This window comes from Fibrobacter sp. (assembly GCF_017551775.1).
GTDB lineage: Bacteria > Fibrobacterota > Fibrobacteria > Fibrobacterales > Fibrobacteraceae > Fibrobacter.
On record NZ_JAFZKX010000001.1, the window covers coordinates 1 to 12,525 of the forward strand.

General features: G+C 51.7%; 13 protein-coding genes. 2 read left to right on the forward strand and 11 right to left on the reverse strand.

Annotated features, from left to right (window positions below; all coding sequences use genetic code 11):
• Positions 1-3,777, reverse strand: a 3,777-nt coding sequence (locus tag IK012_RS00005) for a glycoside hydrolase family 9 protein (RefSeq protein ID WP_290949008.1), incomplete at its 3' end; no start/stop codon positions are given.
• Between the two features lie 241 nt (positions 3,778-4,018).
• Between IK012_RS00005 and IK012_RS00010 the strand changes: the two genes are divergently transcribed.
• Both IK012_RS00010 and rph read left to right on the forward strand, forming a co-directional pair.
• A complete protein-coding gene (locus IK012_RS00010; protein WP_290949011.1) occupies positions 4,019-4,870 on the forward strand; it encodes a prephenate dehydratase in 852 nt (283 codons plus the stop codon).
• Positions 4,871-5,059: 189 nt separating this feature from the next.
• Positions 5,060-5,782, forward strand: coding sequence for a ribonuclease PH (rph, locus tag IK012_RS00015; protein ID WP_290949014.1), 723 nt, complete (start codon positions 5,060-5,062; stop codon positions 5,780-5,782).
• Positions 5,783-5,853: 71 nt separating this feature from the next.
• On the opposite strand, the gene IK012_RS00020 is transcribed toward rph, so the two are convergent.
• The 10 genes from IK012_RS00020 to pgk all read right to left on the reverse strand — a co-directional run.
• Positions 5,854-6,666, reverse strand: a complete 813-nt coding sequence (locus IK012_RS00020; RefSeq protein WP_290949017.1) for a hypothetical protein — start codon at positions 6,664-6,666, stop codon at positions 5,854-5,856.
• Positions 6,659-7,492, reverse strand: coding sequence for a TIGR02147 family protein (locus IK012_RS00025; RefSeq protein ID WP_290949021.1), 834 nt, complete (start codon positions 7,490-7,492; stop codon positions 6,659-6,661). The genes IK012_RS00020 and IK012_RS00025 overlap by 8 nt, the downstream gene beginning before the upstream one ends.
• A 228-nt stretch (positions 7,493-7,720) precedes the next feature.
• Positions 7,721-8,335: an imidazole glycerol phosphate synthase subunit HisH gene (hisH, locus tag IK012_RS00030; protein ID WP_290949024.1), complete on the reverse strand. Its 615-nt coding sequence runs from the start codon at positions 8,333-8,335 to the stop codon at positions 7,721-7,723.
• A gap of 110 nt (positions 8,336-8,445) precedes the next feature.
• Complete coding sequence (locus IK012_RS00035; RefSeq protein ID WP_290949028.1) at positions 8,446-8,736, reverse strand: hypothetical protein; 291 nt, start codon at positions 8,734-8,736, stop codon at positions 8,446-8,448.
• 81 nt (positions 8,737-8,817) lie between these two features.
• Positions 8,818-9,468 carry a hypothetical protein gene (locus tag IK012_RS00040; protein ID WP_290949031.1) on the reverse strand — a complete coding sequence of 217 codons (651 nt, stop codon included), beginning with the start codon at positions 9,466-9,468 and terminating at the stop codon, positions 8,818-8,820.
• Positions 9,469-9,544: 76 nt separating this feature from the next.
• Entirely contained in the window at positions 9,545-10,177 is a 633-nt protein-coding gene (locus tag IK012_RS00045) for a hypothetical protein (protein ID WP_290949034.1), read from the reverse strand.
• Between the two features lie 9 nt (positions 10,178-10,186).
• Positions 10,187-10,771: a hypothetical protein gene (locus IK012_RS00050; protein ID WP_290949037.1), complete on the reverse strand. Its 585-nt coding sequence runs from the start codon at positions 10,769-10,771 to the stop codon at positions 10,187-10,189.
• Between the two features lie 72 nt (positions 10,772-10,843).
• Positions 10,844-11,071 (reverse strand): TonB family protein, encoded by a 228-nt coding sequence (locus IK012_RS00055; protein ID WP_290949040.1) that lies wholly within the window; start codon positions 11,069-11,071, stop codon positions 10,844-10,846.
• Positions 11,072-11,175: 104 nt separating this feature from the next.
• Complete coding sequence (locus IK012_RS00060; protein WP_290949043.1) at positions 11,176-11,685, reverse strand: hypothetical protein; 510 nt, start codon at positions 11,683-11,685, stop codon at positions 11,176-11,178.
• A 183-nt stretch (positions 11,686-11,868) separates the two neighbouring features.
• Positions 11,869-12,525: phosphoglycerate kinase (gene pgk, locus IK012_RS00065; protein ID WP_290949045.1), on the reverse strand; the 657-nt coding region annotated here is incomplete at its 5' end.

The following is a 12,525-nucleotide window of genomic DNA, read 5'->3' on the forward strand; positions in this document are numbered from 1 at the left end:
CTGGGCGACGACCATGCCGTTGTAGCCCATGTAGGTCGCGTTGTCGACCACCACGCGCTCCAGCGGGAGCTGCGTGCCGTTGGCCCAGATCTTCGTGATGTAGCCGCCCTCGGTGATGTGGGCGTGGCCCTTCACGAACACAGTGCTGCTCGGCTGGTCGATTTCTACGTAACTACCGTTAGACACATTGAACGGAGCATCCAAAGTAACTTCAAGCTGGTAGTCGGCCTTCTTGGTCGACATTTCCGACTTAGACGGGCTATACCCCCATACGAATTCGTCCTTGCGGTAAACGGAAACGTAGGGATTTATAGGAGCAAGGTCTTCGTCGCCAAAATTCTTGGGCAGGCACGGGATACCTGCAAAATCAGCATAGTCGCCGTTGGCCTTGCTGTGCGGCATCCAGCTCCAGTCACCCGGATTCTGCGGCAAGTGATCGCCTGCCTGAGATTCCCATGTTCCGTTATCGTTACAGTAGAACCGCTTCTTGGGCGTATCGTTCATCAGGTCCAGATGCGGTTCCCATTCGCTACGCCTGTCGAACATCACGTCGATTCTCATGCGGCTCGATGACTTGATGACGGTCGAGCCAAGCGGAATCGGGAAATACCATTGCCACGTACCGTCCGTCGGGTCGTAGGTGTCCTCAATCTTCTTCGGGAAAGTCAGACGGAAAAGCCCGTCCAATTCAGCCTGGGTTTCGGGAGAGCAGGACAAATTAAAAGCGGCTTCATTGTAGGCCTGGCAAATATCGCGCCTGATTCCGACATCGTAATAGATATCATCGGTACCGCGCATATAAAGGCGAAGGGTCAGGCTGTCAAACGGGCGTTCCTCGTTATTGATGACATTGATTTCCAGCGCAGGCATCGGGGACCACACGTACTGGGACATGCGAACCGCAAATTTATACTGCATCACTGGTGTCGTAAACTTCAACATATTGTTGCCAGAGGAATCGGTATTCGTATAGACACCGTTACTTTCCACCGCATAGTAGTATGTGGTCCTTTCCTTAAGCCCACCAATCTTTACATAATGGAACTTGGTCGGCACGCCGGAAACATCCGCATTGCCCGCTCCGGTATTGTGGGCAAATTCGTTCGGATTCGTATGCGGAACCGTATCCCAGTACACCTTGGATTCGTATTCGCCATTCGGGGTGTACCACATGATTTCGGCACTGTCCGCGCTCAGGTTGCAAACCGTAACATTCTGGATGTCCGCATTCTCGACCATATTGAGAGTCGTAAAGCTGAACGGAACCTGCAGGCTATCCACTAGCCATTTTTTCGAGGTATTTCCGCTTCTCGGGTTCGTCGACGTCGCATAGAAATAGTAAGTCGTTCCCGGCAACAGGTCGCGCAATACAATCTGGTGATTGTTAGACAGAGTCTCGGAAGAAACAATCGTAGGTTGTGCAACGTTGTCCGCAGTATCAAGCGCAATATAGGCATATCCGTTCAGGTCGAGTTTCACGACAACGATAGCCGAGTCCATGCTCACGTGACGGATTTCCACCTTCATCGACGGTGCGCGATTGAGGTCTTCTGATTTAGAAAGAATGACCGTAGCCGGCAAAAAGTTGGAAACGGCATCGATACAGGTGTTTTCCGTCAGGTGATAGTCATCGAAATGAACAGTCAGGTCATCCATTCCCGACCCATGCTTTGCCGGGCCCAAGCCACCCACCGGCGGGCGGTACTTGTACGTATCCGTAATTCCGGCAACATTCTTTCCTTCTGGGTTGGAACCGCGGTGATGCGGGTGCGAATGGTTCTTGTCCCCCACGCCATACACAAGAGATACATCCCACGGGTTCATGCCGAGGAAATAGTTCATGTGCGAAACAGCGAGATTTAAGATTTCTTCCGATTTCCAATCCTGGAAAGTCCCTGTCTGGGGCATGGATACATTTTCCAAGTCCTTTGTTACGTCGTAATACGCCAACAGTTCAAAGATGTTGGAGGCTTCGTATTTTGTCCACCACTGTTCAGGATTTACGGAGTTTGTCAATCCCCAAACCGGATCGTAAGTCACCGTGGCCCCGACCCAACTGGCTTGCCCCGAAGGAAGCAGAATTATTTGTGATCCACCCGACATGACAGCACCAAGATTTGCCGCCATGGTAAAGGCGACATCCTCGACGTAAATCATCCTCTGTTCGTCCGAAAGGCCATAGGATTCAGCCTTTTCGCGGGTTTCCAGAATCAGTTTATAGAAGGCATAAAGAGCACTCGTGAAAAGGCTAGCCCAGTCGGATGCTGCAGTCCCTTTAAGGAAAGAAGCCTCTTGATAAGCGAACCATCCACCATTGAACATACCAGCGCCCTTCTTGTCGGCATTGGCAAAGTCCTTCTTCGTCTGCCCACTCGCCATGGAAGATTCCTCCACGGCATCGTTCAGGTACTTCTTCTCGCCAGTCGCATAGAAAAGCGCTATTGCGGCCAATCCCATTTCATCATAGAACTTGGTCGCACCGCTATAAGCCATCGTACTTGCGTTACCCTTCTTTGACTTGCCGTATTCATAAAGTTCCCTTGCCACCTTCAAGCACTTCTGCGCAAATGCAGAATCCGGAGAAATCAAGGATGTCGTATCGGAATACCGCTTGGCCAACATGGCCAAGCCTGCTGCGAAGTTGCCTCCGGCAGAACTCAAGAGCTCTGCATCTGAATCGGGATGATCATCACTTCTCAGGATTCTGCTCGTAGGCCCGCCCCTATCGTGGAGAGTTCCGTCCTGAGCCTCGGGAGGCCCCCACCATCCATGGTCTGCGCCGAAACTGCCAACAGAGACCGGCATCGCAGAAATCACGCCGTTCGCGGCATCGTAGGCCTTCAACACATATTCGGCACCGAACCTCGCTTCCCTGAGAATATCCGGCACCCCGTCGGTATTCTGCGTTTCGCTCTGGTTAAACGCATAGTTGTCCTGGTCACGTTCCGCATAGACGGCATCCATAAGCGCAAGCTGGACAAAACTATAGGCAATCGTCTGGCTTTCCTTAAGGTGGTCGCCACAATCGTACCAGCCGCCCGTCATGTCCACGTTGGCGAGCGAACCGTCCTTCAGGTGACTAGGCTTATGGAACCACGATTCGGAATTGCCGCTACGGTTCACGCCATAGAACTTGAGCACCGCATCGCGCAGCATGGAATACACCCTGTCGCTGATGATAAACGTAGACGAATACTCGTCCCCCACCTTGATACGGAGGCGTTCATTTTCGGGCAGACCCTCGGGGAGTTGACCCTTCTTGAGAGCCCCCGCAGGGCCAGTACCGGAGACCGTATAGCGAGTGTCACCGCCCGTCGTTATCTGGGCGTTGTTCGAAGCCCTGATAGTCAGGGATGACGAAACACTGTTGGCGAGCGTTTCGGAGAAAGCCCCTTGCCCAACGACATCGCCAGCCGCATTGACTACCTGGAAACTCGTCGCCGAACCGACGTAATAGACCGGCTTGTCGACATCTTGCGGGCGGTAACCAGCCTGGTTGACGCGTATAGGCGAAATATCCACCAGCATAGCATCGATAAAAGCCTGGTTCAACGTATCCGGAATAAACTCGTTAGGCGCATACGCCGCCGGAGTGTTAATGTCTGGCAGGGAATTACGCTTAGGGCCAGCAACAAAACGGTTCGTGAATACAGTACTGTCCCACGAAAGCGGCCATACCGGCCGTATTAAGTCATATGGTGTCGGCTGTTCCTGGCCTTCAGCAAGAGCCGCCACAACAGCAAGTAAAATGGCAACAAAACCATTCTTTAAGGACATAAGTCCCCTCCTATTTTTTTATTCCAAACAAGATAAATCTACTTTCAAAAACCTCAATCCATATCGAGTTATTTTTTTCATAACAAAAAAGTGTTCCCTAAAAGTTCTCGCACGGTTCTCGGCCCTCTTTTCAACCTTGACTTACCCCAAAAGAAACAAAAAAAACTCATAAAAAGCATGAAACATGTAGACTGGATATTCGACTCCAGCCACAAGATTTCCATTTGCTATCTTTCGCATCATGAAGAAAATCGCATTTCAGGGCCGTCGCGGGGCCTATAGCGAAAGCGCCGCCTACCACCTGTTCGGAAACGACATCGAGGTTGTCCCGATGGACACGTTCGAACAGATTTTCCAGGGCATCGAGACCGGTGCCGTAGACGGCGGAGCAATCCCCATCGAGAACTCCACCGCAGGTTCCATCTACGACAACTACGATTTGCTCTACAAGTGGCGCCACCCCATCGTAGGCGAAGTCAAGCTCCAGATTTCGCATAGCCTGTGCGCGCTGCCCGGAACAAAACTCGAGGACTTGAAAGAAGTGCTGAGCCACCCGCAAGGCCTGGCGCAGTGCAGCCGATTCTTCGGGCGCAACCCGAAAATAAAAAGCACCGCTTTCTATGATACAGCAGGAAGCGCCGAAGAGATTGCGCGCCGCGGCGATAAAACCGTAGGCGCCATCGCGAGCGCCTACGCCGGCAAGTTCTACGGCCTGGATATATTGGCCGAAGGCATCGAGAACTTGCCGGGGGTGAACTTCACCCGGTTTTACGCCATCCAGAAGACGGCGAACCCGCTCCCCGAAACCGGCAAAATCAAGACGACGCTGCTGTTCATGTTGAGCGACTCCGGAAAGTCCGGCGCATTGCATGCCGCCCTCGGGTGTTTCGCGAAACGCGACCTGAACCTCACCCGCATCGAGAGCCGCCCGCATCCCGACCGCCCGTGGGAATACATTTTCCACCTTTCCTTCGAAGGAAGCCCGAAAGATGCGACCGTCATCGAGGCACTCGAGGAACTGCAGTCCTACTGCGACTTCGTGTACCGCCTCGGAAGCTTCCGCGAAGGCACAACGGAGAAGTTGAGTTATTAGAGCCGCATCGCGGCAGTTCCTAGTTACTAGTTGCTAGTTATTAGTTTAAAAAATCGCGGCTACGCCGCCAAACTATGAACCAGTGACCAATAGCCAGCGACTAACAACTAAATTAGAACTATAAACTACGCCGCAGGTGCCTACACTTCACTCCTCACATTTCACATCGCGCCGGAGGCGCACCAAATTATGTACGAACGTACCGACCGCAAATTCAACGAATACCGCAACCTCAAGATGACCACCGGGTTCATCTCCAGCGCCGACGGTTCCGTCCTCATCGAGATGGGACGCACCCGCGTCATCTGCAACGCGACCCTCCTCCCGAAGGTTCCCGACTGGCTCGCCGGACGCGGCACCGGATGGATTACCGCCGAATACAGCCTGCTCCCGCAGAGCACGGGCAAGCGCGTGGAACGCGAGCGCAAGGGCGCGAGCGGCCGCACGCAAGAAATCCAGCGTCTGGTGGGCCGCTCGCTGCGCGGCGCAGCCGACCTGGCAGCACTCGGCGAGAACGCAATCGTGGTCGACTGCGACGTGATCGAAGCCGACGGCGGCACGCGTACCGCAAGCATCATCGGCGGCTTCGTGGCCCTTGCGCTCGCACTCAAGAAAATCAAGGAACGCCTCGGCATTACCGCTCAGATCTTAAAGCACGGCATTACCGCCATCTCCGTGGGTGTCGTCGGCGGCAAGCCGCTCTGCGACCTCTGCTATGTGGAAGATTCCGCAGCCGACGTCGACATGAACGTCGTGATGCAGGACGCGGCGAACTTCATCGAAGTGCAGGGAACGGGCGAACATGCGAGCTTCGACCGCAACATGCTCAACACGCTCCTCGACTTGGGCGAGAACGCGTGCAAGGATATTTTCAAGAAGCAGATGGAACTTATCGGCGGCGAACTGCCATAAAATTCAACAGAAACCTGTTCGACCATTCAAGCTTAAACACTCGCGGCCTCCCAAGGGAGGCCGCGTAATTTTTATTCTTCTTCGTTGACAGTCACTTGCGTGCCATCGATGTCCGCGCTGATGCCCGAGCCGCTGGCCCTGATTTCGCTTATCTTGAACGAACCTTCGTGATTGCCATTCTCCAGTTGCGCTTCAAAACGGAGCGTCGTCATGTAATCGAAGAAGGCTTCTTCTATCGTAATAGTAGGACCGAATCCCTGCTGTTTGAAGGAGCGCCAGCTCACGCACTTGATAACCAAATTGCCGACATCGCTCGGTCCGACAAGGGTTGCCTGCGGCAGGTCGTATTCCAGTTCCTTTTCCTTCTCCGGCGACATGCCCATCTTCAGGACTAGCGGAACATCAGACTGAACCATATAGCAGGCGCCACCGGTCCACGTCTTTATCTCGGAGAATCCGCCTTCCTCGTCGACTCGGATTTCCACACCGAATACGGCGACACTATCCTGATCGGACTCGCTCGTCAAAGAATCCATCTTGTACGAAACGTAAATATTTTCGTCTTCGTCAGTCTCAATCTGCACATCCAGCTGATTTTCTTCGACTCCGCTGTTGTAATACGGGCGCCAATAGCGAGCAAGCATCACGTTATGTTCGTCCGGTTCCAACGTAGTAGACGAGTCCGGTACGTACGTGGTGGTGTCCGGAATACCCTGCCAAATTGAACTTGAGCTTTTCACATCCGTTTCAGAAGACAGTTCACTGGACGACGAAATGTTATCCGCCAACGCGTTCGTCTCTTCCGTAGTCCCCGCGACAAAAAAAGTACACGAGGCGACCAAAAACGGAAGCAGGCAAAACAGCAGTCTCAGGCGATCAGGCATCCTCGTCCTCCGGCACAGTCCACGAAAGAGGGAACAACTGCAAATTTAACCTATATACTTGCGTAACTTTCTTCGTTGCGTTTGCAATTGTCACTATTCTGCGCCGAAAAGCTTCGAGTTCCTGCACTATCTGTTCATAGGCGGCTCGGTCAACGCCCATGGTAACACCCGAAATGTTTCTGTCCGACAGCGCAAAATCGTCAATGGCAGCGAGGCCGAACTTCGCCATATCACGATGCATGGAACGGATCGCCACAGGCATGACCTCAGAATCACCTTTCAGAGCCTTATCGGTCTGGGTATACCGGCCTTTCCTGTCCTTCTTCAGGAGACCGGCTTTAGTCATAAAACCTAGAGACTCACGAACATCGCCTGCTGAAACCCCCTGACAGCAGAGTTTCGCGATATCCCCAGGTTTCGCCCCTGGCATAATCGGGGCAAGTTCACGAATAACAGGATTTTTCCAGGTCTCGAAATAAGCAAAGGCGTCTTCGTCGACAATTTTAACCTTGTGCTCCCCAGCAATGCTCTGCATTTCGTCATACGCCTTTTTACGTTCGTAGTCCGTCTTGACATGGGCATACTTGACCATAGTGCGGAAATAATCCACTTCGTAACCCACCAGCCTCATAGCCAATGCGGTCCGTTCCACGCCATCGTTCTTTAGTCTCGTTTTCCCCTCACAAACGAGCTTCAAATACGTCGGCGAAACGAAACCGGCCAGCCGTGCAAATTCACGCCACGTAAACGCGGACGTCCTCTTCCTTTCATCATAGAAGTCCTGCATATAGCGGCGATAATCCACATAGTCGGTTATCGGTTTCATTGTATTATGAATATAACTTATTTTTTCCCGTTTGCCAATATTTCGAGATACAAAAATTGCGTTTTTTGAAAAATTTCGTTGTTTTTTGTTGTAGATTAAAAAATCCGGAAAAACATGATACAAAAACGCTCAAATCCGCACAAAAAACGGCAGCCCATGAAAAAAGCAGCGACAAAAAATCCCGGACCCAAGGCCCGGGAACACGGAAAAAGACGCTTCAGGCGCCCCTTACACCTTCCAATCGCAGAAATTTTTCAGCATGGCGAGGCCCACGTCGCCGCTTTTTTCCTGGTGGAACTGGCTTGCGATCAGGTTATCCTTGCCGATGAGCCCCTGGAATGTCTGGGAGCCGTAGGTCGTTTCGGCAAAAGCGTATTCCGCGGGCACCACCGGATGGTACGAATGCACGTAGTAAAAGTCGCAGCCGCTGCGGATTCCCTTCATAATCGGGTGCTCGCGGGTGAAATTCACCTGGTTCCATCCCATGTGCGGAATCTTGAGGCCGGACTCGTCCTTGAAGCGCACCGCCTTGCCGGGAATAAGACCGAGAGTCTTCACGCCCCCGTCTTCCTCGCTCTCTTCAAGGATAATCTGGCATCCGATGCAGATGCCGAGAACCGGGTTGCCCGCCTTCACCACCGCCTTGATGGCATCGCCGATGCCCGTACGGGTAAGCGTTTCCATCGCGGATGCCGCAGCACCTACGCCCGGGAAAATCAGGCGGGTCGCTTTCGCGATTTCATCCGCATCGCGGCTGGACTTCGCATCCACGCCGATATGCGAGAGAGCGTTCATCACGGATGTCAGGTTGCCTGCATTGTAGTCGACGACGATTACGGACATGGAGCCTTCCTTATGGTTAAGACCCGTCAAAAATAGAAAAATTTATGCAAGAAGCAGGAACAAAAAAAAGCTGGTGCTGTCCATACAGGGAAAACAGCTACCAGCAAAAATTACTTGTTCAAGAAATCGAGCGCTTCGCCAGCGAGTTCCACGCAGCGGTTGCACGGGATAACGGCATTCGGGCGAATCTCCTTGCACTTGGTGCAGTTTTTCGCTCCGCGCCGGAAAAAGTCTTCCAATGATTCCGCATGGTCGGGCTGCATCATCTTAGCAGCATAGAGCGCACCGCAGGCTCCCTCAGGGGCACGGCCGCCACCGAAATTTCTGAACATTTCGGCAGCCTCCACCGCTTCAGCCTCGGATTTACCCGTGGCGCGCGCATAGCCATAAGCAACCGACATCGCGCAGTTTCCGCGATGTTCGGCATGAAAATTACGAGAAAATTCAGCTATGGCCTTTTCGCTCATCGTACTCGGATGAACTTAGAAGTTGAACGCCAGCTGTCCACCAAAGACATTGTTGATGGGGTCAACCACCGGCACAACGCGCATCTGCAAGGAGTACTGTTGTCTCATCTTGTAGCTGTTGAGCTTGTCTTCATAGCGTTCGGCCCTGCGCAGCTTGGTTCCGCCAACAATCTTGACGACAGCACCCGTGGTAAACACGGCAGCGCCAGCAAACGTGGCAAGGTATCCGACGAGCACCATTGCGGCATCTCCGCCATCGGCTTCGCAGTAATCATCGTAGTAAGAATCTTCGACGCAGTTGTCAACGGCCGAAGCAAAGCCAGCGACCATCATGGCAATACCGACACCAGTAGCGATACCGCCACCAATCATCATGCCGTTACCAGCCCTGCGCATTCCACGACCGGACTGCGTATACCTGTCAATCAAAGACTGGTAGTAGGCAGTACTGTCGTAGCCGAAAACCGGGTTTGCCTGCTGCACAGGCTGAGCCTGCACGTAGTTCGGCTGCTGTTGCTGCTGACCAGGCATGACAGGAACCGTACCCTTCTCATGGACGATTCCGACCGTCTGTCCCTGTTCGTTAACAACGAAAGTTGTATCCATCTCCTGAGCATTAGCCAGGAGCGCCCCAAAAATTGCTAGAAAGAAAATTATATGCTTCATGACGCTAAAGATAATATTTTTTTTAGCAAATGAAATACAAAAAATTAAAAATTTTAATAAGAACCCCTTACGGATTCTAGAAATTCATGGCCATCATCCCGCCAAATTGCCCATTCACAGGGTCAATCAGCGGCAAAACCTGCATTTCGAGGGTATAACCCTGCTTCATCTTGTAATGGTCAAGCCTATCCTGGAAACGTCTTGCCCTACGCAATTTGGCCGACCCCACCCCCTTAAGGACAAAGCCCGCCGTGAATACGGCCGCTCCGCCAATCATCATGAAAGCACTTGAAAACTCAACGACATCGTTGAAGGCATAATCCTGATTTCTCCAGTTCTGATCCGTCATCAAAAAGGCAAGCGCTCCGATTCCAAAACAAATTCCGCCACCAAGCACCATGCCACCACCGGATTTACGAAAACTTTTACCGGATTCCGTATACCGGTCAATCAAAGACTGATAATAACCCGTGCTATCAACGCCCAAGGCAGAGGCATTTTGCGCCGGCGACTGCGCGGATTGCGGCTGCGCAGCGGATTGGGTCTGCAAGTAAGCCGACAACTGTTGCTGGGTCGGCATGACAGGGAGAGAGCCCTTCTCGTGGACAACCCCGAAGGTCTGTCCCTGTTCATTCACAAAAAAAGTTGTATCCATCTCCTGGGCAAAGGCTGCCAAGGCCAATAACAACGCAATGATTATTGAACGCATAGTCACCACTTAAAACTCCAATAACAGGTTTCCGCCGAACACTTGGTGGATGGGGTTGAATGTCGGCAATATTTCCAGGCTGACGGACTCTCCGTTATTTTGATAAGTGCTAATTTTTTTCTTGAAGAATTCCGCATTCCGGAGTTTTTTGCTACCTGTAAAATAGAATATGGTGCCTGCAACAAGAAAGCCTACGCCCACGCCTGCGCCTATAAAGGAAAAGAATGGAACGGGGTCCGCATCTGTTGGGGGCTCGTAATTGGGATCTTTGCGCTTTTGTTCTTTCGTGTATTCATAATCCCTATGTGCGGAATAAACAAAAATGGGAATATTCACGGCTAATCCTATTCCTCCGGCAATGAAAAATGCTGTGGACATCCCTTTATAGCGCCGCCCTATATGTGTGCTGCGCTCGGCCTTCTTTAAGTAATATGCGTCCAAAGAGTCTTGTGGTGTACTATAGACATACTCTACAGGACCGTTTGAAAAATAATGATCGGGCGGCTGCTGCGCATTAGCCAGAAGCGCTCCCCAAAATACAAGAAAAATAATTATGCGATTCATTATCAACAATGATAACTTTTTTTCTAGCAAACGAAACGCAAAATTTTTTTATCCTCTTGTGAAAATTTAGAGGTTTTTCACTTTTTCAAAGCGGAGGCCAACTTATTCGTTTACATAGAACGTGAACGGGATTGTGACGTTTCCACCGGCCTTGCTTTTCGGAAACATCCAGCTACTCACCGCTTTTACAATGTCTGCGTCAAATTCTGGATAGTCCGTCGTAGAAGACTTGACGTCAACATTTTCTACGGCGCCACTTGCAGCGATTTTCAGATTCAAAACTATTGTACCCTTAAAGACCGGATGTTTCGTTAGTTGCAACTGGCCCACAGCGCCGCCGCGGTCATTAAAGCCAATTTACCAAGATGCTTACTCAAAAACTTCGCCATGCCTATAATATAAAATGTTATATGACAATCATGGACGCTTAGTTTTTAAAATGAAAGTGCCAAGGCCGCGCCGTAGCGCCCGTCCAGAGGGTTCAACAGAGGCAAAACCTGCACCTGCAAATTGACAGATTCTGCATCGTTAAGTTTCCTTCGCTCTAAACAATCCTCTTTCTTTCGATTGTAATTATTGAAATCCCGCTGACGCCTGTTTTTTGCGATGCTGAAACCACCATAAGCAATCCAAGAAGGCAAAAATAAAATTGCAGCGGTAAACGCGGCGACATCCAAAATAACATTCCCGTCTTGGCATCCTTCAGGTCCATAGCAATCTGCGGCGCCTCTAGCGGCAAACACCAAAATCGGGGTAGCGACGGACAATCCTATACTCGTCCAATAAAAAACTTCGGACATAGACTCATTCGCACGAAACCTTTGGTAATTGTCACTGGCTAAACTATCATAATACGCCACCGAATCCACAGGAGCCGTCACATTCGGTTCTTGCGCCAAGCACGGTGCTATCAACAATGCGATACACAACAAAATAATTCTCATACGAAGTAATATAAAAAAATGGATCCTATCGCCCGTTCAGGGCTCCAGGATGACAAAAGAAAAAACTCCGCAAAGAATGCGGAGTCTTTTAAATTCAAAAAACGATTTGCGCAAGCGCGAAATTCTAGGCTCGGAAATGCGAACGCAAGCGTTCGCGCTTCACTCGCCTTACGAATTTTTGAATTACTTGTCAGTGAGCACTGCAACACCAGGCAAGACTTTTCCCTCGAGCAATTCGAGAGAAGCGCCACCACCCGTAGAGGTGTGGGTCACCTTCTTGTCGGCGCCGTACTTCTTGGCAGCCGTAGCGGTATCGCCACCACCGATCACGGTGATTGCGCCAGCAGCGGTAGCTTCGACGATAGCGTCGGCCATGGCCTTGGTAGCCTTTTCGAAGGCTTCGAATTCGAACACGCCGGCAGGACCGTTCCAGACGATGGTCTTGGCGGACTTGATAGCGTCAACGAAGAGCTTGGTGGACTCGGCACCCACATCGAGGCCCATCCAGCCAGCCGGAATGCCTTCGGCGTCAGAGACGGCCTTCGTGGCAGCGTCGGCAGCGAACTTGTCGGCAGCGATGTAGTCGACCGGGAGGATGATTTCCTTGCCGGCAGCCTTGGCCTTGGCCATCAGATCCGGAACGAGCTTGGCGCCTTCTTCGTCAAACAGAGAAGAGCCGATTTCGATGTTGTTGAGAACCTTCTTGAAGGTGAAAGCCATGCCACCGCCGATAATGATCTTGTCGGCCTTGTCGAGGAGGTTGTTGATGAGCTGGATCTTGTCAGCGACCTTGGCACCGCCGAGGATGGCGAGGAACGGACGCGGAGGATTGTTGAGGAC